Here is a 21,816-nt window from a genome sequence, read left to right on the forward strand (position 1 = left end):
GCATGCAGCGCAGGGAGCGGCGAGGACACCAGGCGGTGAAGAAGCCTATCCGCGCGCGATCAGCGTGGCCAGCGTGCGCAGCGCCGCGTCGGCATGCGCATCGAGCGGGTGGCCGATGTTCAGGCGCACGCAGTGCCGGAACTCGCGCCGGGCCGAGAATATCGGCCCCGGCGCCAGGCTGATCCCGTGCTCCAGCGCCTGCCGGTGCAGGCGTAGCGCATCGTTGCCCGCCGGCAGCTCCAGCCACAGGAAATAGCCGCCCTGCGGTCGGGTGACCCTGACTCCGTCGGGGAAACGTTGCGCGATCGCTTCCAGGTACTGCGCCTGTTGCGCGGCCAGGCTCGCGCGCAGCTGCCGCAGATGGCGTTCGTAGCCGCCGCGTTCCAGGTAGCGCGTGATCGCCAGTTGCGCCGGCACGTTGGTGTTGAGGGTGCCGGTGAGCTTGAGCCGGGCGACCGCCTGGTGATGGCGGCCGGCCGCGATCCAGCCGATCCGGTACCCCGGCGCGAGGCACTTGGAGAACGAGGAACAGTGCAGCACCCGCCCCTCGCGATCGAAGGCCTTGGCCGGCGGCGGACGCTCGCGACCGTAGTGCAGCTCGGCGTAGACGTCGTCCTCGATCAGCGCGATGTCGTGCACCGCCAGCAGCTCGACCAGGGCGCGCTTGGCCGGCTCCGGCATGGTCGCGCCGAGCGGGTTCTGGAAGGTCGGCATCAGCCAGCATGCCCGTGGCGCATGGCGCTCGATCGCCGCCTCGAGCGCATCCAGGTCCACGCCGTCGCGCGGGTGGGTCGGCACCTCGACCGCGCGCAGGCCGTTGCGCTCGAGCGTCTGCAGTGCCGCGTAGAAGCACGGCGATTCGACCAGCACCGTGTCGCCGGGCCGGGTCACCGCGGCGATACCCAGGTTCAGCGCCTCCAGCGCGCCGTTGGTGATCACGATCTCATCGGCGGCGACCTCGATGCCATCGACCAGGTAGCGCTGGCTGATCTGCCGACGCAGCTCGGCATGGCCGGGCGTCAGGTCGTCGACGGTGCGCCAGGGGTCGAGCTCGATCGCGCTGGCCGCAAGCGCCCGTCCGAGCCGGGGCAGCGGAAACAGGAGCGGGCTGGGAAAGGCGGACCCGAACGGGACGAGATCGCGATACATCGCCGACTGCTGCACCTCGAACACCAGCGCGCTGACGTCGAGCGTGCGCGGATCGCCGTCCGGGCGCGATGGCGTTTCGGGCTCCGGCAACCGCGGCGGCGGCTGGCGCGCGACGTAGTAACCGGATCGCGGGCGCGACTCCACCAACCCCTGCTCCTCCAGCAGGTAATAGGCCTGGAAAACCGTCGCCGGGCTCAATCTGCGGGCCGCGCAGGCCTGTCGCACCGACGGCAGCCGCTCGCCGGGACGGAACACGCCGGCCCGGATCGAGCGCGCCAGTTCGTCCGCGAGCGCGCGGTAGCGGGTCATTCGACGGTGGCCATGGGTGTCATGCGATCGGGGACGATCAACTGATATGGTTTTTCCATCGATTTCTGATTCTAAACAATCTGATCCGGTCTCCCTAGACTGGCGACGCCTTCCCCAAAACCGGTCTTCGCCATGTCCCCGGGCATCCAGCCCAATCTCGCCCTGATCCTGTTCACACCGTGGTTCGCGATCCTGTCGGTGCTGTTCTGGCGCTATCCACGGGAGCCGCGCGGTGCGGCCCGCGCCGTCTTCGACGGGCTCGCGCTGTCGATCGCCGCCGCCGCCGCGTTCGTGGGCATGCACTGGGGCATCCGCAACGCCGATGCCGCCTACGGCGCGATGTGGCCGCAGATCCTGGCCACGTCGGTCGCCTACGGGCTGTATCTGGCGGTGATGGCAGGCGCCCTGCTGGTGCGTCCAAGCTGGCTGCGCCGGCTGTCGCCCCGCCTTCCCGGGGGCCGCCCGTGAAGACCCTGCTGGTCGTCGGCTTCCTGGCGCTGATCGTCTACAACCTCGGCGCGGCGCTGTACTACATGCTCACCGACCGCGGCGAGAGCAAGCGCGCGGTCAATGCGCTCACCCGGCGGATCGGCCTCTCGATCCTGCTGATCGTGCTGGTCGGCGCCGGCATCGCCAGCGGCCTGATCCGGCCGCACGGCGTCGGCGGCTGAAACACCGGCGACCCGCGTCGCCGCCGACTTGATCCAGATCAAGTCCGGTTTTCCGGCGCTGCGAACAATACGCATGCATTCTTCTCCGAGCGTCAATCCATGACAGCGAGCGACCTGCGCCAGCCCGACGACCCCGTCGCCAGCCCCGCCGGCCCCTTCCCGGCCGGGCTGGCCGCGCGGCACGAGCAATACAACGACCGGGGCGGGCGCCAGTTCGCGGCGATGACCGTGGTATGGGGCATCGTCGGCATGGCGGTCGGGGTGTTGATCGCTGCCCAGCTGTACTGGCCGGCCCTCAATTTCGATCTGCCGTGGCTCAGCTACGGGCGGCTGCGGCCGCTGCACACCAACGCGGTGATCTTCGCGTTCGGCGGCTGCGCGCTGATGGCGACCAGCTTCCACGTGGTCCAGCGCACCTGTCACGTGCGGTTGTTCTCCGACCGGCTCGCCGCGTTCGTGTTCTGGGGCTGGCAGGCGGTGATCGTCGCCGCCGCCATCACCCTGCCGATGGGCCTGACCCAGGGCAAGGAATACGCCGAGCTGGAATGGCCGATCGACATCCTGATCACCCTGGTCTGGGTGGCCTATGCGGTGGTGTTCTTCGGCACGATCGCCAAGCGCCGGGTCAAGCACATCTACGTGGCCAACTGGTTCTACGGTGCCTTCATCATCACCATCGCCCTGCTGCATGTCGTCAACAACCTGGCGATACCGGCCGGCGTGGGCAAGTCGTACCCGCTGTACTCCGGCGCGGTCGATGCGATGGCGCAATGGTGGTACGGGCACAACGCGGTCGGTTTCTTCCTGACCGCCGGCTTCCTCGGGATGATGTACTACTACGTGCCCAAGCAGGCACAGCGTCCGGTCTACTCCTATCGGCTGTCGATCGTGCACTTCTGGGCGCTGATCGCGATCTACATGTGGGCCGGTCCCCACCACCTGCACTACACCGCACTGCCGGACTGGGTGCAGTCGGTCGGCATGGTGTTCTCGCTGGTGCTGCTGGCGCCGAGCTGGGGCGGCGCGATCAACGGCATCATGACCCTGTCCGGCGCCTGGCACAAACTGCGCACCGACCCGATCCTGAAGTTCCTGATCGTCGCCGTCAGCTTCTACATGATCGCGACCTTCGAGGGACCGATGATGTCGATCAAGACGGTCAACTCGCTGTCCCACTACACCGACTGGACGATCGGCCACGTGCATGGCGGCGCGCTTGGCTGGGTGGCGATGATCAGCGTCGGCGCGATCTACTCGATGCTGCCGCGCCTGCTCGGCCAGAAGCAGATGTACTCGGTCAAGGCGATCGACCTGCACTTCTGGATCCACACCGTAGGCGTGGTGTTCTACATCGCCTCGATGTGGATCGCCGGGGTGATGCAGGGACTGATGTGGCGGGCGACCAACGACGACGGCACCCTCACCTACAGCTTCGTCGAGGCGCTCAACGCGACCTATCCGTACTACCTCGGCCGCCTGGCCGGAGGCCTGCTGGTCGTCGCCGGCATGCTGCTGATGGGCTGGAACGTGTTCAAGACCTGGCAGCGCGCACCGGCGCTGGAACCGATCCCGGTGATGCCGCCCGATCGCGCCGAAGCGGCCGCGGCCTGAGGACCGACGCATGAGCCATTCCCACGAGAAAGTCGAAACCAACGTCGGCCTGATGGCCGTGCTGATCGCGGTGGCGGTGTCGTTCGGCGGCCTGGCCGAGATCGTTCCGCTGATGTACCAGGCCGAGGCGGTGGAGCCGCTGCCGGGAGTCGAGCCCTACCCGGCGCTGGAGCTGGCAGGGCGCGACGTCTACGTCCGCGAGGGCTGCTACAACTGCCATTCGCAGATGGTGCGCACGCTGCGCTTCGAGACCGAGCGCTACGGCCACTACTCGCTGGCCGGCGAGTCGGTCTACGACCGCCCGTTCCAGTGGGGCAGCAAGCGCACCGGCCCGGACCTGGCCCGGGTCGGCGGCCGCTACTCCGACGACTGGCACCGCGTGCACCTGATCAACCCGCGCGACGTGGTGCCGGAGTCGAACATGCCCGGCTTCCCCTGGCTGGAGAAGAACAAGGTCGACGGCGCCGTGGTCGAGCGCCGGATGCGGGCGCTGCGGACGATCGGCGATCCGTACACCGACGCCGACATCGACGGTGCCCGCGAGGCGGTGGCCGGAAGGACCGAACTCGATGCACTGGTGGCCTACCTGCAGGGCGTGGGCCGGCATGCGCCGCGCGGAGGAGAGTGAGATGGTGTCCGGCATCGTCACCGCGCTATTGCTGGTGCTGTTCGTGGCTGGCTGGATCCGGCTGTGGAGCCCGAAGCTGAAGCCCGAACTGGACGCGGCCGCATACCTGCCGCTTGAGGAGGATGCCAGTCCTCGCATTTCCGGGGAGACACGACGATGAGCGCCGGCTGGTCATGGTTCGTGATCGCACTGATCGCGCTGAACATCCTCGGCTGCGTGTGGCTGATCTGGTGGACCGGCAAGCGCCGTCCCGGCGACCCGGCGCCGACCGATACCAGCCACGTCTGGGACGGCGATCTCACCGAGTACAACAAGCCGATGCCGAAGTGGTGGATCAACCTCTTCTACCTGACGATCGTGTTCTCGATCGGCTACCTGATCTACTACCCGGGCCTGGGTGCCTATGCCGGCATCGCCGACTGGAGCTCGACCGGCGAGCACGAGCTGCGGAAGCAGTCGTTCGACGCGCGCCTCGAGGAAACCTTCCGGCCCTACGCCGGCCGGCCGATCGACGCGATCGCCCGCGACCCCGTCGCGGTCGAACTCGGCCGCTCGATCTTCAGCAACACCTGCGCGACCTGCCATGGCTCCTCGGCCCAGGGCGCCGTCGGCTATCCGGACCTGACCGACGACATCTGGCACTGGGGCGGCTCGCCCGACCGGATCCTGCAGAGCGTGCTCGACGGCCGCGAAGGCGTGATGACGCCCTGGGGCAAGGTGCTGAGCGGGATGAAGGGCGACAACGCGGTCGACTATGTCGTCGCCTACGTCCGCACGCTGTCCGATCCGGCTTCGATGCAGAACAACTACATGGCCGCGCAGGGCAAGAAACTGTTCGACGGCGTCTGCGTGGCGTGCCATGGCCCCGATGGCAAGGGCAACCCGGACCTGGGCGCGCCCGACCTCACCGACGGCTACTGGCTGTACGGCAGCAGCAAGGCCAGCCTGTACGAAACCATCGCCAACGGGCGCCACGGGGTGATGCCGGCGCATCGCGAACTGCTCGGCGAGACCCGCTCGCGGCTGGTCGCCGCCTATGTCTGGTCGCTATCGCACCCGCAGGCGGGCGACGCGACGGCGACCCGATAGGGAGGCCGCATGCCCGACTACACCGCTCCGCGCTTCGACCATCCGCCGCGCCCGCTGGCGCAGCGGCTGGGCGCGATCCTGTGGCCGAGCTTCTTCACCGCATGCGTCTGCACGATGGTGTTCTTCGCGTACATCGATCCGCTCGGGCTGCGCGACATGACCTTTCCGGAGCTGCCGCTGACCCGGGTGCTCGGCTACAGCATCGGCTTCTTCATGTTCTGGCTGGCCACGGCGGCATCCAGCCTGTTCACCTGGATCCTGCTGCGGCCGTCCAGCCGCTTCAACAGGCCGCTGCCGCCGGAATGAGCGTCGTCGCGGCGCGCCCGTCGCGCGCGCTCAACCGCCCCGCGGCGGACGGGCGCACCGCCCATCGGCACGGAAACGACGGCCCATCGGGAAATCCATGAGCAAGAAGATCGACATCGAGGTCCTCGCAGACGCCGGCAGCGCACTGTACGTCAGCGAGCGCAAGGTCTATCCGCGCGACGTCGGTGGCCGCTACCAGGTCCTGCGCAAGGCCGCGGTGTTCGTGCTGCTGGGGATGTTCTACCTGTTCCCGTGGCTGAGCTGGGATGGCCGCCAGGCGGTGTTGTTCGACCTGCCGGCGCGCAAGTTCTACGTGTTCGGGCTGAACTTCTGGCCGCAGGACTTCATCTTCCTCGCCCTGCTGCTGATCATCGCCGGCATGGCGCTGTTTTTCTTCACCACCCTCGCCGGCCGGCTGTGGTGCGGCTATGCCTGTCCGCAGACGGTCTGGACCGAAGTGTTCCTGTGGATCGAACGCTGGACCGAAGGAGACCGCCACAGGCGGATGAAGCTCGATGCCGGCCCGTGGAATCGCGGGAAGCTGCTGCGCAAGGGCGGCAAGCACCTGCTGTGGCTGCTGTTCGCGCTGTGGACCGGCCTGACCTTCGCCGGCTTCTTCGTCCCGATCCGCGGGCTGGCCGCACGCGCGCCGATGGGCTGGAGCGGCTGGGAGACCTTCTGGGTGCTGTTCTACGCGCTGGCCACCTGGGGCAACGCCGGGTTCCTGCGCGAGCAGGTCTGCAAATACATGTGCCCGTATGCGCGCTTCCAGAGCGCGATGTTCGACCGCAACACGCTGCTGATCGCCTACGACCCGATGCGGGGCGAGCCGCGCGGCCCGCGCAGGCGCGGCCTGCCCAGCGTGCTCGAGCGCGCGCGCGGCCTGCTCGACGTGGCAGCGGCCAACGACTACGTGTTCCGCTTCGCGCATGCACAGCAGAAGGTGCTGGCCGCCGGCACCACCTCGGTCGTCGACGAGGGCCTGAAAGCCGAGCCGCTACCGAAGTTCTCAGGCGAGGAACTGGGCGACTGCATCGACTGCACGTTGTGTGTGCAGGTCTGCCCGACCGGCATCGACATCCGCAACGGGCTGCAGTACGAATGCATCGCCTGCGGCGCCTGCATCGACGCCTGCGACGAGGTGATGGACAAGGTCGGCCATCCACGCGGGCTGATCCGCTATTCGACCCAGAACGCGATCGACGGCCGGCCGACCCGCGTGCTGCGCCCGCGGGTGCTGTTCTACGGTGTGCTGCTGGCCGGTCTGTGCGCGGCGTGGGCCTGGGGCGTGACCCACCGGAGCCCGCTGATCGCCGAGGTGCTGCGCGACCGCAACGCTCTCTACCGCGAGGTCGCCGGCGACCGCATCGAGAACGGCTATACCCTCAAGCTGGTCAACAAGACGGTCGAACCGCAGCGGTACCGGCTCGACCTGCAGGCGCCGGCCGGGATCGAACTGGTCGGCGGCGGACGCGCGATCCAGGCGCCGGCCGAGGCGGTGCTGAACATTCCGCTGACCTTGTCCGCCGATCGCGGACTGGCCGGCCGCCATCCGGTCGTGTTCACCGTCGAGGCGCTCGACGGCAGTACGCGCACGGACGTGGAATCGAGCTTTTTCGGGCCCAGCCGATGAACGAATCGCGCCATCCCCTCCGCGAACCGATGGTCTGGCTGCTGATCGGCCTGCCGGTCGCCGCCGTCGTGGCGGGCATCCTCACTGTCGTGATTTCCAGCCGCAGCGGCGGCAACGACGCGGTAATCGATCCGGTCGCGCGCACCGCGCAGATCCAGACCGTCGAGCTGGGCCCCGACGAACGGGCCAGCGAGCTGAAGCTGTCGGCGGTCCTGCAGGTCGACGGACGCCGCCTGCTGCTGTTGCCGGCCAGTGGCGCCTGGACCCAGGACACCACCGCGCCATCCGCCCCCTCGGGCGACGCGGGCGACGTCACAGGCCGAACCGACGATGCCGCACAGCAACGCCGGGACGGCACCTCGCACGACCGCCCGCTGTCCCTGGCGCTGTCGCATCCGACCGATGCCTCGCGCGACCTGCGGGTCGAGCTGCAGCCGACGGAGCTGGGCTGGTGGACCGAACTCGAGCGGCCGCTCGACTCCCGCCACGACTGGCTGCTCCAGCTCGGTCCGAAGGGCGGCCGCTGGCGCCTGCAGGGCAGGCTGATCGCTGGCCAGCAGGCGGCAAGGCTGGGGCCGGCGTTGGGGGAGGAATAGCGGCTTGGAACGCTCCGCGCCCGCGATGCGCATGCCGGACCCGCACAGCAGTGCCGTCCCGGTCCCTACCTATGCCGTCGGTACGAACGCTGACGCCGGCACCTGCTATCACTGTGGCGAACCGCTGCCGCAAGCGGCCACGACCGCATCCGTCGGTGGACATGCGCGCAGCTTCTGCTGCACCGGATGCACGGCCGCCGCACAGTGGATCGCGGGGGCGGCCCTGGAGGACTACTATCGCCTGCGGCAGTCGCCGGCCGGCCAGGTCGGTACCGAACTGCCGGACTACGCGGCGTTCGACCGCGATGCCGTGCAGGCCGAGCACGGCCTCGGGATCGACGGCGGCCGCGAGATCACGGTGCTGACCGATGCGATGCGATGCGCCGCCTGCGCATGGCTGATCGACCGCGCATTGCGGCGCGAGCCCGGCGTGCTCGACATTACCGCGAATGCGATCACCGGGCGCATCCGCCTGGCCTGGGATCCCGGCCAGGTCTCGCTGTCGACGTTGATGGCGCGACTGGCCGCGCTCGGCTACAGGCCCTGGCTGGCGACCGGCGAGGCGCGCGAGGCGGCACGCCGGCGCGAGCGCAACCGCTGGCTGATGCGCCTGGGCGTGGCCGGGCTGGGCGCGATCCAGGCGATGATGCTGGCCGAAGCGCTGTACCTGGACACGACCGGGTCGATGCCCGTCCCGACCCGCGACTTCTTTCGCTGGCTGACCTTCCTGGTCTCCACGCCGGTGGTGTTCTATTCGGGCTGGCCGTTCCTGGAAGGGATGTGGCGCGAGCTGCATGGCCGCACGCTCGGCATGGATACGCTGATCGGCGGCTCGACCCTGCTCGCCTATTTCGCCAGCGTCCTGGAGACGGTCCGCGGTGGCGTGCATGTCTGGTACGACGCGGCGGTGATGTTCGTACTGTTGCTGTTGATCGCACGCATGCTCGAGCAGCGCGCGCGCGGCATCGCCAGCGCCCAGGTCGACGCGCTGGCCCGGGCGCGGCCGGCGCTGGCGACCCGCGAACGCGATCGCGACGGCACGGGCCTCGAGCAGGTGCCGCTGGCGGAGCTGGCGCCGGGCGACGTCGTCCGGGTGGCGCCCGGCGAAGCGGTTCCCGCCGACGGCGTCCTGCTCGACCATTCCTCCTCGTTCGACGAGGCGTTGCTGACCGGCGAATCCGAGCCGGTGTCACGACAGCCGGGCGACACGGTGCTCGCCGGCAGCCATTGCCGCGAGCGGCCGGCACGGATCCGGCTGACCCGGACCGGCAACGACACGCGGCTGTCGCAGCTGGTCCAACTGGTCGAGCGGGCGCAGGCCGCGCGGCCGCCGCTGGTGCGGGCCAGCGAGCGCATCGCCGGCTGGTTCGTCGGCGCGCTGCTGCTGTCCGCGGCGGCGGTGTACGCATGGTGGCATCTGCACGAACCCTCGCGCGCACTGGAGGTCACGCTCGCGGTACTGGTGGTCAGCTGCCCGTGCGCGCTGTCGCTGGCGGTACCGGCCGCGTTGACCACCGCGCATGGTGCGCTGGCGCGGATCGGGGTGCTCGCGTTGCATGGCGAGGCGCTCGAGGCGCTCGCCGGCGTCGACCGGGCGGTTTTCGACAAGACCGGCACGCTGAGCGACGGCCGGCCGGTGCTGCAACAGGTGCAGACGTTCGGCGGCGCCGCGCCGGACGAGGCATTGCGGATCGCCGCGGCGCTCGAGCGCGACAGTCGCCACCCCCTCGCGCATGCGTTCGCGCACGTCGCCGATGTGCCGCCGGCCAGCGGAGTGCGGCTGGAACCGGGCGCGGGGCTGCGCGGAAACGTCGACGGACGCGAATGGCGGCTGGGCCATGCCGCTTTCGCCTGCCGCAGGCGGGACGACGACGGCGCCCTGTGGCTGGGCGACGGCGTGCGCGCGGCCGCCCGCTTCGAGATCCGCGAAACACCGCGCGCCGACGCCGCCGAGGCCATCACCGGACTGCAGGCGCAGGGCATCGGGGTCGAGATCTGCAGCGGCGACGGCGAGACGAAGGTCGCGCGCTTCGCCGCCGCGCTCGGGGTCGGGCAGGCCCGCGCACGCCAGGCGCCGGAGCGGAAGCTGTCGCGGGTGCGCGAACTGCAGCACGCCGGGCATGTCGTGGCGATGGTCGGCGACGGTCTGAACGATGCGCCGGTGCTGGCCGGCGCCGACGTTTCGCTGGCGATGGCCGACGGCGCCGCGCTGGCACAGCGCGCGGCCGACTTCGTCGTGACCGGTCCGTCACTGGCGCGCATCCCGCAGGCGGTGGCGCTCGCCCGCCGCACCCGCAAGGTGATCCGTCAGAACCTGGCCTGGGCGCTGGGTTACAACCTGCTGGCCTGGCCGCTGGCCGCCAGCGGTCATGTCACGCCCTGGCTCGCCGCGCTGGGCATGGCGCTGTCCTCGCTGCTGGTCACCCTCAACGCGCTGCGCCTGGCCCGCTCGCCGGACCCGCCCCGGCCGGCGGCCGCCGCCGCACTCCCCGCGTCATGAACATCCTGCTCCTGCTCATTCCGCTCAGCCTGATGCTGCTGGTCGCCGCGATCGCGATGTTCGTATGGGCGGTGCGACGCGGCCAGTTCGACGACCTCGACACGCCGGCGCTGGACATCCTGCGCGACGATCCGGAGCCTGGACTGGAAGCTTCGCCGTCGAAACCCGTCACCTCGGGCGCGCCCCGCGCCGCTGCCGCGCATGATGCCGATTGACTGGCTGACCCTGGGCGCCGCCCTGCTGACGGGGCTGCTCGGCGGCCTTCACTGCGCGGCGATGTGCGGCGGCATCGCGACCGGATTCTCGGCCATGGCGTCGCCGGCCGGTAACGCGCGCATCGGCTGGATGCCGGCCCTGGAGAGCAACCTGGGCCGCGTCGGCGGCTACGTGCTTGCCGGTGCGATCGCCGGCGGCTTCGGCCAGGGCATCGTCGGCGCCGCCCGGATCGACGGGCTCGCCACCGGCCTGCGCCTGCTGGTCGGTGCGGTGCTGGTGCTGGCCGCGCTGCGGCTGCTCGACCGCCACGGCCGGCTCGGCTTTCTCAACCGCGGCGGCCAGGCGCTCTGGCGAGGGCTGCGCCCGCTTCAGAGGCGCCTGCTGCCGGCCAACACACGGACGCGGCGGCTGGGACTGGGCATGCTGTGGGGATGGCTGCCGTGCGGGCTGAGCACGACCCTGCTGGCCGCAGCGTGGCTGCAGGCGGATGCGCTCAACGGCGCACTGACGATGGCCGCGTTCGGATTCGGCACGCTGCCGGTGATGCTGCCGCTGAGCTGGTCCGGCGCCCGGGTCGGTCGCCTGCTGCACGATCCGCGCTGGCGGGCCGCGGCAGCGTCGCTGGTACTGCTGGCCGGCGTGCTGACCCTGGCGGCGCCATGGCTGGCACGGCTGCCGGCGATGCATGCGCTTCTGACGGCGCTGGGCTGCGGCAGCCTTCCCGGCTGAGCCTGCCGACGACGGTCAGAGCCTGCCGCGCTGCGCCGGTTCGCCACCGTCGCCGCCATGGGCGAGTCGCGCCAGCTCCTTCGGATCGGCGATCTCGACCAGGCGCCCGCGTGCGGAGATCACACCGTCCTCCTGCAGCCGCGTCAGGCCGCGGCTGACGGTCTCCAGCGCCAGTCCGAGGTAACGGGCGATGTCCTCGCGGCTCATCGGCAACCGGAACCGGTACGGATCCTCGCCGATGCGCGCGTAGCGCTCGCCCAGGCCGTGCAGGAACAGCGCGATCCGCTCGTTGGCCTGGCGTCGGACCAGCAATCCGGCGTGGTCGTGATCGCGGTCCAGGCTCTGCCCGATCACCCGCAGCAGTTGCTGGTGCAGGCCCGGCAGCTGCAGTGCGACCGTGCTGAGCTGTTCCAACGGCACCTCGCAGACGTTGGCGTCGACCAGTGCCTCGGCCTCGCAACGGTGCACGCCCTCGCCCAGACCGTCCAGGCCCATCAGCTCGCCGGGCAGATGAAAACCCTGCAGTTGCTCCTCGCCGGACTCGCTGACGCTGACGGTCTTGAACGCACCGGCACTGGCCACGTACACGGCATTCAGGCGTTCGCCGATCCGGTACAGGCGCTCGCCACGACGGACCGGGCGCGTGCGCCGCACCAGCTGCTCCAGTTGCGCGAGCGCACCGGCGTCGATGCCGCCCGGCAGGCACAGCTGCCGCAGCGAGCAATGGGCGCAGCTGCGGCGCAGCCGGGCCAGATCGAGGGATACCGCGTTCATCGGCGCACATTGTCGCATGCCGGCCACGGGTGCCTCGTGCGCGCCCACAGGCCGGACCGGCCGGTCCCGCAGCCGGTCCGTCAGGGCGCCCCTTCGGGCATCGCCACCAGTTGCCGCTGCAGGTCGTGGAGGATCTCGCGATCGCCCGGCAGCCAGCGATCGTCGGCTTCGGCACCCGCCAGCACGTTGCCGTCGACCCGGCATTCGATGCCGCGGTAGCGGCGATGGAATGCGCAGCGCGCGGCCTCCGGATCGCTCAGGTCGTAGCCGATCAGGCGCAGCGCAAGCCACGGATCGAAACCATCCGGCACCGGCGCCAGCGGCGTGCGCGGCCACAGGCCGAAGCCGGCCTCGGCCAGCCGCCGCCACGGGAATCGCGCGCTCGGATCGCGCTTGCGGGTCGGCGCGATGTCGGCGTGGGCGAGGATCAGGTGGCGCGGAATGCGCAGCCGGGTGGTGATGTCGTCGAGCAATGCGATCACGGTGTCGATCTGCGCGTCGGGGAATGGCGAAGCGCCGTCGTTGTCGATCTCGATCCCGATCGAATCCGAGTTCAGGTCGCCGATGCCGCCCCAGCGGCTCGCCCCCGCGTGCCAGGCGCGCTCCGACTCCGGCACCAGCTGATACAGCCGGCCGTCGGCGCCGACGAGGTAATGCGCGCTGACGGGCCCGCCCGAATTGCGCGTCTGCAAGGTATGCAGGGCCGCCTCGGCACTCTCCATCTCGGTGTGGTGCAGCACGATCACCCGCGCCCGTCGCTCGTCATGGTTCGGCGAGCCGCGCCATTGGGCGAGCGGATTGCGCTGCGGTGCGGTCGCGCAGGCGGCGAGCAGCACGACGGACAGCACCGCGGGCGTCACCACCCGCAACGCCGACAACAGGCGCGCCCCTCGCCGGCCCGGATGGCTGGTTCGATGATCGGATCGCACTTCGATGCTCCCTCGTCTTCGTCGGACCCGCACACCTTAGAGCCTGTCCACGATTCGCGCGCAACCCGTGCAGGATCGGGCCAGGCGATGCATTCTCCACGAACGAAGTTTGTTCCATCGGAGGAATTCTTCGTCCCTCCGACCGCCGATTGTCCTGCCCGGATCCACGCCCATCTCCTGCCTGCAGCGACGGAAGCGCCGGCATCCCGCCGGCCCCGTCGCCCGGTACCGCTCCCTCCCCCTTGCGGCACCGGACGCAGACGCAAGAAACAGGAGAAGAACACCATGAGCCTTTCCACCCTGTCCCGCGCTCCCCTCGTCGCCACCCTGGCTGTCGCGCTCGGCGTCGCCGCGGTCGCGCCGGCCGCCAACGCCGCCGACAACGAACGCGGCTTCTACGCCGGCGCCGGCGTCGGCCAGTCGCTGGTCGATGAGGGCGGCTACGACGACGAGGACACCGCGTTCTCGGCCTTCGGCGGCTACCAGTTCAACCGCTACTTCGCGCTGGAAGCCGGCTACGCCGACTTCGGCGAGCTCGAGTCGCGCGCTGTCGCCAGCGACCTCGAGGCCAGCAGCGGCTACCTGGTCGCGGTCGGCAGCGTACCGTTCACCACGAACCTCTCCGGCTACGCCAAGGCCGGCCTGCACCGCTGGGATCTCGACAGCTCGCTGCCGCTGGTGATCGGCAACCGAGACGACAGCGGCACCGATCCGACCTACGGCGTCGGTCTGCAGTACCGCTTCAACGACACCGTCGCCCTGCGTGGCGAGTACAGCCGCTTCGAGATCGAGGATGCGGATCTCGACCTGGCCCAGCTGCAGCTGCGGTTCGACTTCTGAGTCGCACGGCGGGAGAACGGACGGCTCGCCGGCCGCTCTCCCGCCGCCGGTCCCGCCACTGACCGGCAACGCCGACGCCGGGACCCGCGCGGCGGTGGCACTCCGGCAGATCCTGCTGACAGACCCTGGCAGCAGGTCGTGTGCATACTTCGTGCATCCCCGCACCGGAGTCATGCCATGGGCCTTCTGGGAAGCTGCCATTGCGGTCGTACCCGCTTCGAGGTCGACGCCGCGCCCGCCACCCTCACCCGCTGCACCTGTTCGAGCTGCAGCAAGCGCGGCGCGCTGTGGGCCTACTACACGCCCGACAGTTTCCGCCTGCTGACACCCGCCGACGACGTCGCGACCTACCGTTGGAACACGAAGATGGTGAAGCTGAACTTCTGTGCGACCTGCGGCTGCGCCACCTTCAACGAGTCGCCGGACTGGTCCAGCGGCGAACCCGATTTCGAGCATCCGAAAGTCAGCGTGAACGCGCGCCTGTTCGACGGTTTCAACCTCGACGCGGTGCCGGTGGAAACCATAGACGGCCGCAATCTCTGGTAGCCGCATCGGCATGATGATGGACACCGGATCGCTGAAGAGCTACTGCGCGTCGTTGCCGGGAGCCCGCGTGCAACTGTACGACAACGGCCCCAACGTGCTGGTCTACTACGTGGGCCACAGGCGCTTCGCCTACTTCAAGACCAGCGAGCCGGAACGCTGGCGTTTCAGCATCAAGGTCACGCCGGAGCGGTTCCTCGAGTTGACCGACGTGCCCGGCATCAAGCCGGCACGCTGGATGGGACGGCACCACTGGGTCACGATCGTCGACGTGCGCCAGGTGCCGGAGGACTACCTGCAGGAGCTGGTGCGCTGGTCGTACCACAAGGCCGCCGACGGGCTCAGCCGTGCCCGTCGGCGGGAACTGCTCGGCGAATGAGATCACCGGGAGCCTGTCGTCGCGGGCCCGGCCCGGCTCAACGCTCGATGCCGGCGCCCATGTAATCGAGCTTCCCCAGACGCACTCCGGACTGGCGCAGGATGGCGTAGGCGATGCTGACATGGAAGAACAGATTCGGCAGCACGAAGTCGAGCAGGTAGGCCCGGCCGTCGTAATCGAGCCGGGTGGGACCGAAGTTCAGGCTGATCCCGCGCGTCTCGCTGCCGTCGATCTGTTCCGGCTGCAGGCTGCGCATGAATTCGATCGCACGCTCGATCCGCGCGTGGAGCTCCTCGAAGGTCGTCTCGTCGTCGGCGAATTTCGGCGCGTCGATGCCAGCCAGCCGCGCACTGCCGTTCTTGACCATGTCGGTGGCGATCTGCACCTGCCGCACCAGCGGCAGCATGTCCGGCGCCAGCCGCGCCTGCAGCAGCAGCTCCGGTGCGTATTCGTTGGCGGCGGCATGCGCCTGCCCCTTCTTCAGCACGTGGACGAGGTTCTGCAGGGTGCGGATGAAGACCGGCACCGAGGCCGGGTACATCGACAACGGAGCGCTCATGGCGGAACTCGCGGGAAAGGAATGCGAAGGGTAGATGCAGCTACCCGCGTGCGACAGCCGCCGGCCCGGGAATGAGCATCCCGGGCATGGGGCAATGCGGCCGCCGCCTGCGGCGACCGTGGCGTTCGACCGGTCTCCGCGTCACTCCGGCGGCGTACCGTACTTGGCCTGCATGAAATTGTGGTACAGCCAGCCGTGGCGCTGGTACCAGTCCTCTTCGCCGTAGTGGCGCGCCTCGCATTCGCCCAACGCCTTCAGCGAGCTTTCCAGCCCGTCGAGATACTGGCCGGCCTTGCTGGTATAGGTCTTCTTGAGCTTGGCCACCGCCTGTTCGATCTGCGGCTTGCCCTGCAACTGCCATGACAACCCGGTGACAGCGTGGATGCCGGACGCGCTGTCGCCGAACGCCATCGCCGAGTTCGCCATCTTGACGTTGGCCGCGGTGATGCAGCGCGCGCGCTCGATGTAGAAACGGTTGAAGTCGATCTTGCGTACCGCCTCCTCGTAGCACTGGCGGCATTCGTCGCCCTCGGCGCAGTGCGACGGCACCGTGGGGCCCGAACTGTCGGTATAGGCGGAGCCGCAGCCCGCCTCGGTGGAATCGAGCGCTTCCAGATCCCCTAGCAGGGTATTGGCGTCGCGGGCCACGCCGAGCGCATCGCTGTCGACCAGCACGTCGATGACATCGAGCGTCCGGTCGGTATCCCAACCGTCGAAGAAGCTTTCCCAGTCGCCTTCCACCGCCGGCGTGCCTTCCGATTGCGCCAGCGTGGCGGACGATGCAGCCAGTCCGAGCACCGCGGCCGCGACAGCCGTCTGCCAGGACGTGCGCAAGCACGCATGCATTCCGGAACGTTCCGATCGCGACTTCATGCGCGCTTCCTCCTCATCAGCAGCACCGCCATCACCGCGGCGACGGCGACCAGCAGGCCGACGACGCCCCAGATCCATGGGAATCCCCCGCTTCCACCGCCATCGAACTCGCTGGCGTTGACCACGACCGGCGCGAAGTCCGGCCGGGTCTCGTCGCCGACCCAGACCAGCAGGCGATACGGCGTACCCGCGTCCTGCGCGGTCACCGACACCTGGAATTCGCCTTCGGTACGGAACAGGAAGCGCAGCGGATCGCGATCGGTCCTGCCCTCGCGCAACGGCTGGTTCCAGGCGTATTTGGTGACCGCCAGCGCGACCTCGTCGCCGGCCTCGACCGGCCGTACCACCACCCCGACCGGGTTCATGTACGAGATGCCTTCGAGCAGGAAGCGCTGCGGCGTCGGTCCGGCCAGGCCCTTCACCACCACCGCCCTGCCCATCTCGACCCCGTCCATCGTCTTGGGCTCGAGCCGGATCGTCATCGGCTTGTCGCCGTCCTGCGCAGCCGCCGGAAGCCCGGCCGCCGCAATCGCGATCGCCGCGACCAGCGCCGGCCATCTCCATGCCCGCCGTCGCGGCCGTGGCGCGGCCTCCGTTGTCGATACCTGCACGCGACAGCCCATTCCGGATCTCCATGCCGCCACCCATGCGGCCTCAGGGTCAATCAACGCGAAAACGCGCCGACAGGTGCCATCCGAATCCGTGACGATTGTCTCAAACGGTTGCGACAGTCCTGCCGTCGGGCCGGTCCGCCACGACTCAGCCGAGCCAGCCGCGTGCAGCAGCTTTGCGCGCGTAACTCCACAGCCCCAGCGCGATCAGCACCACGATCACCGGCATCACCAGGCTCGACGGCCCGATCAGCGACCACATCGGCGTCAACGCGAAGCTCGCGACCATCTGCACGACCACGACGATCAGCGAGACCAGGAACAGCGTCACCGCCCAACGCTTCCTCATCAGCAGGCCGATCGCGCCGAGGGTGCCGGTCGCCACCGCGATGCCGAACAGCACGTTGAGCCAAGACGGCGTGGCCTCGACCACCTGGCGCTGCTCGGCCGGCATCGCCGCGAGCTGCTCGGGCGTCATCGCCACGGTCATCAGGAATGCCAGCACGCCGACCAGATTCCACAGCAGGCCCAGCACGGCGATCGCCCAGAACGATTTCGGGCGCGACACGACTGTGGCGTTCATGCTCTCCCCTCCCTTCGATGGGCGGCCGGCGTGCGGCCGCGGATTGTCAGGACGAGGGTACGCCGCTTGCCGCGACCGCGCACGCATGGGCGATGGCGCGCTGCAACACCGTCGGGAACCGGAATCGACCCGAAGCCCGGTGGGTCCGGTCCGGCGGGTCTCAGTGCATCGCCGAGGTCAACGGCGCATCGGCGGGATCGCTCGCATGCTCGCGGGCCAGGCGCTCCTGGCGCTCAGCCTCCAGCATCTCGAGGTATTGCGGCAGCGACTTGCCGGCCGCCATCGCTTCATGGGTCGCGGCGGCATCCAGCGCGGCGGAAACGTGCAGCTCCAGCGCGCGCCCGGCCCGTGCCTGCACCGCGACGGTGTGCCTGAGCATCGCCAGCACCATCGCGGCACTGTCGGTGCCGCTCAGGGCCTTGCCCCCGAGCACCATCACCCATTCGCGGTCGCGCAGCCCCGCTCCACCGACGATCTGGCCATCGGCATCGATCAGTTGCGCGTGCGGCTGCAACGCATCGCCGAGCCGGCGGATGGGACGGGAGGCGCCCTGCTTCCTGCGGGCATCGCGGCGGGCCTTGGAGAATCGGGACATGGCGGCCTCTGCATCTGTACGGCGTCGTCCACAGTGTGACGCATGGCGCGGCCCGGCGGTACAGGCATGGACACCCGGCGACAGCGGACGTTGTGCCTGGCCAGCACCGCCGCAGCGTGGACGCTACTTTTCCGGCGTCTCGTCGAACTGCCGCTCGAAGCAGTGGTGGCCGGCCGGGTGATACCAGCCGTCGTTCTCGTAGAACCCGCTGCCGGAAGTCCCGCGGGCGGAATCGGTCGCAAAGCCCGCGCACAGCCGCAGCGAACGCGGCCCGGTCACCTCGTACCCGTAGACGCTGCCGTCGACCGGGTCCTCCACGGCCAGGCGCAAGCCGGGACGTGCGGCCAGGGTCACCAGGTCCGCCGGCAGCCTTCCATGCTCCTCGAGGTACTGGTGGGCCGCGGCTTCGATCCGGTGGAGCTCGCGCACCCGCTTCTGATCGATGCGCATCTCGCGTTGCGCGGCAGGCGGGTCCATCACCACGAGCGCGGCCACGACGGTCGCGACCGCCGCGACACTGGCGACGATCGCAAGCAGGCGTCCGCGTCCCGTTCCGGCTGCGCTCACGCCTCGCGCTCCTCTTTGTGCAGGTCGCCGAGGTAGTAGCCGAAGATCGTGCCGGCGATCGCCGCGACGACCAGCACCTTGAGCACGAAGCGCAGGGTCAGCTCGCCGCCAAGCAGGTTGGATACCAGGGTGATCATGTCGCCGATCAGCACCGCGGCAGCGACGAACAGGGTCAGGTAGGTCAGCCAGCGACGGACCGCGGACAGGCGCTTGACCGGATTGCGGGCGAGCTCGCGGCCGAGGTGACGCGCCACGAACAAGAACACCGGAAAGGCGATGATCACCGACGCGACCGACCAGCGCATCGAATGCCCCACCCGGTCGAGCATGAATTCGGAGTCGGCCGGATCCGGCAGCGCGCGGGTGATCAGGTCGAACAACAGACTGCCGAGATGGTAGGCGGCGACGTACAGCGTGCTGAACAGCACCAGGTAGAGGAAGGCCTCGCGCGCCGACAGGTAGGGCCGCGGACGTGGTACCGGCACCGGGAACGCGACGTCCGCATAGGCATCGAGCGCGCTGCGCACCTGCTCGGGCGCCCATCCCGCCGTGGCGAGCGCGGCCTGGATGCCGTCGCGACTCGCGCCGGCGGCCAGCGAATCCCGCACGAACAGCTCCAGCTCCTGCGTACTCGATGCCATGTATGCCCCCGTGGCCGCCACGGTCACCTGTCCGTTCCGATGGCCGGCAATCTAGCAGGAACGCAGCGGCCCCGTCGGGCCTAACCGTGCGAGGCGAACGGCTTGCCGGTCAGCAGGTTGATGTAAGGCTGCGCATCGACATGGTGGAACAGGTAGGTCTTGCGCACGCTGCCGGCGGCGGGCGGCGGCACCTTCTCGCGCAGCGCGGTGAGCAGTGCCTCGTCGCCGGCCTCGATCTCGTTCGGCCAGCGCGGATAGAAATCGGCGATCCCGATGTCGGCGGCGTCGGCGAGCAGTTCCAGCTCGTCGTAGAGGAAGCCATCGTCGCCGTTCTCATACGCCATCCGCGCGGCTTCGCTCAACGACACCCCGTCGCGCAGGCTGTAGGCGCCGACTTCGAGCACCGGTGTCAGCACGCCCTCCAGGTAGCTGGTGTCGACCACCACGTCGATGATCGTGGCCTCCGGGTTGCGCTCGATGAAGCGCGCGAAGTTCGACAGAAGCATGTCCGGTACGGACGGGCGCGACGACGGCATGGGCGGACTCCACGTGGGGGGCAGTACGGCCTGTCGGACCGTGCACGGCAGGCCGGGCGCTCGGACGTCACCTTACCCAACTCCGGCGCATATTTCGCGGGGGGACATCGTCGACGCACGCGCCGATGCGGCCAATGCCGACCCGGGTCACAATGGGCGCCGGCAACGACCATGGAGGCCATCGATGGGAGATCGCCTGCGACCACGCTCTCCCGCACAGGGCGCAGGCCGCTTCGTCGGCGCAGCGGCGATCGTATGCGCCGCCGCGCTCGCGGGCTGCGGCGACGGCGGTCCGCGCGACACGGCCGGTCCAACCGGTCCAGCCGATGCCCCCGCCACCCGCGCCGGGGCGGCCGCTTCAGCATCCCCGTCGCCCGAGTCGAGCGGGGCCGCTCCGGCCCTCGCCGGACCGGTCGGAGCCGGGCAGGCCGACCTCGATCCGCCCGGGTTCGACCAGACGTCGATCGCGCCGCAGGACAAGCCGCGGCCGGCGCGGACCCCCGACGTCGTCTACGTGCCGACACCGCAGCCGGTCGTCGATGCGATGCTGGAGATGGCGGAGGTCGGTCCCGACGACGTGCTCTACGATCTGGGGTCCGGCGACGGCCGCATCCCGATCACCGCGGCGAAGCGCTGGGGCACGCGCGGGGTCGGCGTCGAGATCCACCCGCTGCGGATCCGCGAGGCCAGCCTCGCCGCACACCGCGCCGGAGTCGCCGACCGGGTCACCTTCATCGAGGCCGACCTGTTCGAGATCGACCTGTCCAGCGCGACCGTGATCACCCTCTACCTGCTGCCCGACCTCAACCTGCGCCTGCGTCCGAGGCTGCTGCGGCTCGCGCCGGGCACCCGTATCGTCACCCACAACTACCACATGGGCGACTGGGTGCCGCAACGGCAGCAGGTCATCGGCGATTCGGTGATCTACTACTGGACGGTGCCGGAACGGATTCCGCCTCATCTGCGCTGAGCCCTGCGTTGGCGAGCACGTCGATCAGCGCGCGCGCAGCCGCCGACAGGCGCCGGTGCGGCGCGTAGATCAGCGAGAACGGGCGCGTGCGCCCACGCGTCCGCGGCAGCACCTCGACCAGTTCCCCGCGCGCGATCCGGTCGCGAACGATGAAGTCGTAGCTCTGGCAGATGCCGACCCCGTGCACGGCCAGCGACACCACGCCGAGCACGTCGTCCGACACCGCGAACCGCGACTGCGGCAGCCATTCGACATCGCGTTCGCCGTCACGCAGCAGCCATGGCGCGATACGTCCGCTGCTGGGCATCACGAACGGCACGCAGACATGCCCGGTCAGCGCCTCGATGCTGTCGGGCACGCCCGCACGCTCCAGATAGGAAGGCGCCGCGGCCAGGCGCAGCGCCGCATCCTCCAGCCGGCGCGCGACCAGTCCGCTGTCCGGCAGCTCGCCGAGCCGGATCGCGAGGTCGAAACCCTCGGCGACCAGGTCGACGTTGCGGTTGCTGATGTTCAGCTCGACCTGGACCTGCGGATGCAGTTCGGCGAAGCGGCGCAGCAACGGCGGCAGGCGATGGTGGCCGTAGGTGGTCGGAACACTCAAGCGCACCCGTCCGGTCATCGCGCCTTCGCGGCGCTGGATTCCTCGTTCCGCGTCTTCGATCAGCGTGAACGCCGCCTGGCTCTGCTCCAGGTACGCGCGCCCGGCATCGGTCAGCCCCAGTCGCCGCGTCGTGCGCCGCAGCAGTTGCACGCCGAGCCTTGCCTCGAGCCGCCCGATCGCCCGGCTGACCGCCGAAGGGGTGGTCGACAGGGCCACCGCACCGGCGGTCAGCGAGCCGTGCTCGACCGCTGCGATGAACGCTTCGACATCGCCAAGATGATCGAACCGACGGCCCATTATTGTCCTTGTCGCACAAATGCTTTTACCGAACCCTAGTTTATGACTGATTGTATTGGCAATAGAGTGCCGTCATTCCCA

The 21,816-nt window shown here is 69.5% G+C and carries 28 protein-coding genes; 16 read left to right on the forward strand and 12 right to left on the reverse strand.

Annotated features, from left to right (window positions below; all coding sequences use genetic code 11):
• Nucleotides 1–45: 45 nt before the first annotated feature.
• Entirely contained in the window at nt 46–1,458 is a 1,413-nt protein-coding gene (locus tag L3V18_RS06340; protein ID WP_237053844.1) for an aminotransferase-like domain-containing protein, read from the reverse strand.
• 132 nt (nt 1,459–1,590) lie between these two features.
• Here L3V18_RS06340 and L3V18_RS06345 point away from each other — a divergent pair, with 132 nt between their 5' ends.
• From L3V18_RS06345 to L3V18_RS06400, 12 genes are all read left to right on the forward strand, one after another.
• The gene (locus tag L3V18_RS06345; RefSeq protein WP_237053845.1) at nt 1,591–1,926 is read left to right on the forward strand and encodes a hypothetical protein; all 336 of its coding nucleotides are present in this window, start codon (nt 1,591–1,593) and stop codon (nt 1,924–1,926) included.
• Nucleotides 1,923–2,129 (forward strand): twin transmembrane helix small protein, encoded by a 207-nt coding sequence (locus L3V18_RS06350; RefSeq protein WP_237053846.1) that lies wholly within the window; start codon nt 1,923–1,925, stop codon nt 2,127–2,129. The genes L3V18_RS06345 and L3V18_RS06350 overlap by 4 nt, the downstream gene beginning before the upstream one ends.
• A gap of 99 nt (nt 2,130–2,228) precedes the next feature.
• Nucleotides 2,229–3,740, forward strand: coding sequence for a cytochrome-c oxidase, cbb3-type subunit I (ccoN, locus tag L3V18_RS06355; protein WP_255783793.1), 1,512 nt, complete (start codon nt 2,229–2,231; stop codon nt 3,738–3,740).
• A 10-nt stretch (nt 3,741–3,750) separates the two neighbouring features.
• Nucleotides 3,751–4,368: a cytochrome-c oxidase, cbb3-type subunit II gene (ccoO, locus tag L3V18_RS06360; RefSeq protein ID WP_237053847.1), complete on the forward strand. Its 618-nt coding sequence runs from the start codon at nt 3,751–3,753 to the stop codon at nt 4,366–4,368.
• A gap of 1 nt (nt 4,369) precedes the next feature.
• Nucleotides 4,370–4,528 (forward strand): cbb3-type cytochrome oxidase subunit 3, encoded by a 159-nt coding sequence (locus L3V18_RS06365; protein WP_237053848.1) that lies wholly within the window; start codon nt 4,370–4,372, stop codon nt 4,526–4,528.
• Nucleotides 4,525–5,457, forward strand: a complete 933-nt coding sequence (ccoP, locus tag L3V18_RS06370) for a cytochrome-c oxidase, cbb3-type subunit III (protein ID WP_237053849.1) — start codon at nt 4,525–4,527, stop codon at nt 5,455–5,457. The genes L3V18_RS06365 and ccoP overlap by 4 nt, the downstream gene beginning before the upstream one ends.
• Nucleotides 5,458–5,466: 9 nt before the next feature.
• The gene (locus tag L3V18_RS06375) at nt 5,467–5,763 is read left to right on the forward strand and encodes a hypothetical protein (protein WP_237053850.1); all 297 of its coding nucleotides are present in this window, start codon (nt 5,467–5,469) and stop codon (nt 5,761–5,763) included.
• A 97-nt stretch (nt 5,764–5,860) separates the two neighbouring features.
• The gene (locus tag L3V18_RS06380; protein ID WP_237053851.1) at nt 5,861–7,396 is read left to right on the forward strand and encodes a 4Fe-4S dicluster domain-containing protein; all 1,536 of its coding nucleotides are present in this window, start codon (nt 5,861–5,863) and stop codon (nt 7,394–7,396) included.
• The gene (locus L3V18_RS06385; protein WP_237053852.1) at nt 7,393–7,992 is read left to right on the forward strand and encodes a FixH family protein; all 600 of its coding nucleotides are present in this window, start codon (nt 7,393–7,395) and stop codon (nt 7,990–7,992) included. The genes L3V18_RS06380 and L3V18_RS06385 overlap by 4 nt, the downstream gene beginning before the upstream one ends.
• Before the next feature lie 4 nt (nt 7,993–7,996).
• Nucleotides 7,997–10,492, forward strand: coding sequence for a heavy metal translocating P-type ATPase (locus tag L3V18_RS06390; protein WP_237053853.1), 2,496 nt, complete (start codon nt 7,997–7,999; stop codon nt 10,490–10,492).
• Nucleotides 10,489–10,707 (forward strand): cbb3-type cytochrome oxidase assembly protein CcoS, encoded by a 219-nt coding sequence (gene ccoS, locus L3V18_RS06395; RefSeq protein WP_237053854.1) that lies wholly within the window; start codon nt 10,489–10,491, stop codon nt 10,705–10,707. Before L3V18_RS06390 ends, ccoS begins: the two co-directional genes overlap by 4 nt.
• Nucleotides 10,694–11,437: a sulfite exporter TauE/SafE family protein gene (locus tag L3V18_RS06400; protein WP_237053855.1), complete on the forward strand. Its 744-nt coding sequence runs from the start codon at nt 10,694–10,696 to the stop codon at nt 11,435–11,437. Before ccoS ends, L3V18_RS06400 begins: the two co-directional genes overlap by 14 nt.
• A 15-nt stretch (nt 11,438–11,452) precedes the next feature.
• Here the strand turns inward: L3V18_RS06400 and L3V18_RS06405 are convergent, their stop codons facing one another.
• Together L3V18_RS06405 and L3V18_RS06410 are read right to left on the reverse strand one after the other, a co-directional pair.
• Nucleotides 11,453–12,211 carry a helix-turn-helix domain-containing protein gene (locus L3V18_RS06405; RefSeq protein WP_237053856.1) on the reverse strand — a complete coding sequence of 253 codons (759 nt, stop codon included), beginning with the start codon at nt 12,209–12,211 and terminating at the stop codon, nt 11,453–11,455.
• An 80-nt stretch (nt 12,212–12,291) separates the two neighbouring features.
• The gene (locus L3V18_RS06410) at nt 12,292–13,080 is read right to left on the reverse strand and encodes an N-acetylmuramoyl-L-alanine amidase (protein WP_425493487.1); all 789 of its coding nucleotides are present in this window, start codon (nt 13,078–13,080) and stop codon (nt 12,292–12,294) included.
• Between the two features lie 345 nt (nt 13,081–13,425).
• Between L3V18_RS06410 and L3V18_RS06415 the strand changes: the two genes are divergently transcribed.
• The 3 genes from L3V18_RS06415 to L3V18_RS06425 all read left to right on the forward strand — a co-directional run bounded on the left by L3V18_RS06415 (nt 13,426) and on the right by L3V18_RS06425 (nt 14,902).
• Nucleotides 13,426–13,980: an outer membrane beta-barrel protein gene (locus L3V18_RS06415; RefSeq protein ID WP_237053857.1), complete on the forward strand. Its 555-nt coding sequence runs from the start codon at nt 13,426–13,428 to the stop codon at nt 13,978–13,980.
• 177 nt (nt 13,981–14,157) lie between these two features.
• The gene (locus tag L3V18_RS06420; protein WP_237053858.1) at nt 14,158–14,526 is read left to right on the forward strand and encodes a GFA family protein; all 369 of its coding nucleotides are present in this window, start codon (nt 14,158–14,160) and stop codon (nt 14,524–14,526) included.
• A gap of 10 nt (nt 14,527–14,536) precedes the next feature.
• Entirely contained in the window at nt 14,537–14,902 is a 366-nt protein-coding gene (locus tag L3V18_RS06425) for an MmcQ/YjbR family DNA-binding protein (protein WP_237053859.1), read from the forward strand.
• Between the two features lie 37 nt (nt 14,903–14,939).
• Here the strand turns inward: L3V18_RS06425 and L3V18_RS06430 are convergent, their stop codons facing one another.
• From L3V18_RS06430 to L3V18_RS06465, 8 genes are all read right to left on the reverse strand, one after another.
• Complete coding sequence (locus L3V18_RS06430) at nt 14,940–15,461, reverse strand: DUF1993 domain-containing protein (RefSeq protein WP_237053860.1); 522 nt, start codon at nt 15,459–15,461, stop codon at nt 14,940–14,942.
• Between the two features lie 141 nt (nt 15,462–15,602).
• Nucleotides 15,603–16,295, reverse strand: a complete 693-nt coding sequence (locus L3V18_RS06435) for a hypothetical protein (RefSeq protein ID WP_237053861.1) — start codon at nt 16,293–16,295, stop codon at nt 15,603–15,605.
• Between the two features lie 35 nt (nt 16,296–16,330).
• Nucleotides 16,331–16,957 carry a hypothetical protein gene (locus L3V18_RS06440; protein ID WP_237053862.1) on the reverse strand — a complete coding sequence of 209 codons (627 nt, stop codon included), beginning with the start codon at nt 16,955–16,957 and terminating at the stop codon, nt 16,331–16,333.
• A gap of 136 nt (nt 16,958–17,093) precedes the next feature.
• Nucleotides 17,094–17,528 carry a hypothetical protein gene (locus L3V18_RS06445; RefSeq protein ID WP_237053863.1) on the reverse strand — a complete coding sequence of 145 codons (435 nt, stop codon included), beginning with the start codon at nt 17,526–17,528 and terminating at the stop codon, nt 17,094–17,096.
• A 160-nt stretch (nt 17,529–17,688) separates the two neighbouring features.
• A complete protein-coding gene (locus tag L3V18_RS06450) occupies nt 17,689–18,123 on the reverse strand; it encodes a hypothetical protein (protein WP_237053864.1) in 435 nt (144 codons plus the stop codon).
• A gap of 123 nt (nt 18,124–18,246) precedes the next feature.
• Complete coding sequence (locus tag L3V18_RS06455) at nt 18,247–18,690, reverse strand: hypothetical protein (RefSeq protein ID WP_237053865.1); 444 nt, start codon at nt 18,688–18,690, stop codon at nt 18,247–18,249.
• The gene (locus L3V18_RS06460) at nt 18,687–19,331 is read right to left on the reverse strand and encodes a DUF5671 domain-containing protein (protein ID WP_237053866.1); all 645 of its coding nucleotides are present in this window, start codon (nt 19,329–19,331) and stop codon (nt 18,687–18,689) included. Before L3V18_RS06460 ends, L3V18_RS06455 begins: the two co-directional genes overlap by 4 nt.
• An 80-nt stretch (nt 19,332–19,411) precedes the next feature.
• On the reverse strand, nt 19,412–19,867 hold the full coding sequence (locus L3V18_RS06465) for a hypothetical protein (protein ID WP_237053867.1): 456 nt from the start codon (nt 19,865–19,867) through the stop codon (nt 19,412–19,414).
• Between the two features lie 184 nt (nt 19,868–20,051).
• Between L3V18_RS06465 and L3V18_RS06470 the strand changes: the two genes are divergently transcribed.
• Entirely contained in the window at nt 20,052–20,837 is a 786-nt protein-coding gene (locus tag L3V18_RS06470; RefSeq protein ID WP_237053868.1) for an SAM-dependent methyltransferase, read from the forward strand.
• Here the strand turns inward: L3V18_RS06470 and L3V18_RS06475 are convergent.
• Nucleotides 20,773–21,735, reverse strand: a complete 963-nt coding sequence (locus tag L3V18_RS06475) for a LysR family transcriptional regulator (RefSeq protein ID WP_237053869.1) — start codon at nt 21,733–21,735, stop codon at nt 20,773–20,775. The genes L3V18_RS06470 and L3V18_RS06475 overlap by 65 nt on opposite strands.
• Between the last annotated feature and the right edge of the window lie 81 nt (nt 21,736–21,816).

Origin of the sequence: Marilutibacter chinensis, assembly GCF_021725675.1 — a bacterium.
Lineage (GTDB): Bacteria > Pseudomonadota > Gammaproteobacteria > Xanthomonadales > Xanthomonadaceae > Marilutibacter > Marilutibacter chinensis.

Excerpts from the sequence above, each read along its gene's own strand:
- L3V18_RS06340 (WP_237053844.1), bottom strand. The coding sequence starts at position 1,458 with ATGACCCGCTACCGCGCGCTCGCGGACGAACTGGCGCGCTCGATCCGG.
- L3V18_RS06345 (WP_237053845.1), top strand. The coding sequence starts at position 1,591 with ATGTCCCCGGGCATCCAGCCCAATCTCGCCCTGATCCTGTTCACACCG.
- ccoN (WP_255783793.1), top strand. The coding sequence starts at position 2,229 with ATGACAGCGAGCGACCTGCGCCAGCCCGACGACCCCGTCGCCAGCCCC.
- ccoO (WP_237053847.1), top strand. The coding sequence starts at position 3,751 with ATGAGCCATTCCCACGAGAAAGTCGAAACCAACGTCGGCCTGATGGCC.
- L3V18_RS06365 (WP_237053848.1), top strand. The coding sequence starts at position 4,370 with ATGGTGTCCGGCATCGTCACCGCGCTATTGCTGGTGCTGTTCGTGGCT.
- ccoP (WP_237053849.1), top strand. The coding sequence starts at position 4,525 with ATGAGCGCCGGCTGGTCATGGTTCGTGATCGCACTGATCGCGCTGAAC.
- L3V18_RS06375 (WP_237053850.1), top strand. The coding sequence starts at position 5,467 with ATGCCCGACTACACCGCTCCGCGCTTCGACCATCCGCCGCGCCCGCTG.
- L3V18_RS06380 (WP_237053851.1), top strand. The coding sequence starts at position 5,861 with ATGAGCAAGAAGATCGACATCGAGGTCCTCGCAGACGCCGGCAGCGCA.
- L3V18_RS06385 (WP_237053852.1), top strand. The coding sequence starts at position 7,393 with ATGAACGAATCGCGCCATCCCCTCCGCGAACCGATGGTCTGGCTGCTG.
- ccoS (WP_237053854.1), top strand. The coding sequence starts at position 10,489 with ATGAACATCCTGCTCCTGCTCATTCCGCTCAGCCTGATGCTGCTGGTC.
- L3V18_RS06400 (WP_237053855.1), top strand. The coding sequence starts at position 10,694 with ATGATGCCGATTGACTGGCTGACCCTGGGCGCCGCCCTGCTGACGGGG.
- L3V18_RS06405 (WP_237053856.1), bottom strand. The coding sequence starts at position 12,211 with ATGAACGCGGTATCCCTCGATCTGGCCCGGCTGCGCCGCAGCTGCGCC.
- L3V18_RS06415 (WP_237053857.1), top strand. The coding sequence starts at position 13,426 with ATGAGCCTTTCCACCCTGTCCCGCGCTCCCCTCGTCGCCACCCTGGCT.
- L3V18_RS06420 (WP_237053858.1), top strand. The coding sequence starts at position 14,158 with ATGGGCCTTCTGGGAAGCTGCCATTGCGGTCGTACCCGCTTCGAGGTC.
- L3V18_RS06425 (WP_237053859.1), top strand. The coding sequence starts at position 14,537 with ATGATGATGGACACCGGATCGCTGAAGAGCTACTGCGCGTCGTTGCCG.
- L3V18_RS06430 (WP_237053860.1), bottom strand. The coding sequence starts at position 15,461 with ATGAGCGCTCCGTTGTCGATGTACCCGGCCTCGGTGCCGGTCTTCATC.
- L3V18_RS06440 (WP_237053862.1), bottom strand. The coding sequence starts at position 16,957 with ATGGGCTGTCGCGTGCAGGTATCGACAACGGAGGCCGCGCCACGGCCG.
- L3V18_RS06445 (WP_237053863.1), bottom strand. The coding sequence starts at position 17,528 with ATGAACGCCACAGTCGTGTCGCGCCCGAAATCGTTCTGGGCGATCGCC.
- L3V18_RS06450 (WP_237053864.1), bottom strand. The coding sequence starts at position 18,123 with ATGTCCCGATTCTCCAAGGCCCGCCGCGATGCCCGCAGGAAGCAGGGC.
- L3V18_RS06460 (WP_237053866.1), bottom strand. The coding sequence starts at position 19,331 with ATGGCATCGAGTACGCAGGAGCTGGAGCTGTTCGTGCGGGATTCGCTG.
- L3V18_RS06465 (WP_237053867.1), bottom strand. The coding sequence starts at position 19,867 with ATGCCGTCGTCGCGCCCGTCCGTACCGGACATGCTTCTGTCGAACTTC.
- L3V18_RS06470 (WP_237053868.1), top strand. The coding sequence starts at position 20,052 with ATGGGAGATCGCCTGCGACCACGCTCTCCCGCACAGGGCGCAGGCCGC.
- L3V18_RS06475 (WP_237053869.1), bottom strand. The coding sequence starts at position 21,735 with ATGGGCCGTCGGTTCGATCATCTTGGCGATGTCGAAGCGTTCATCGCA.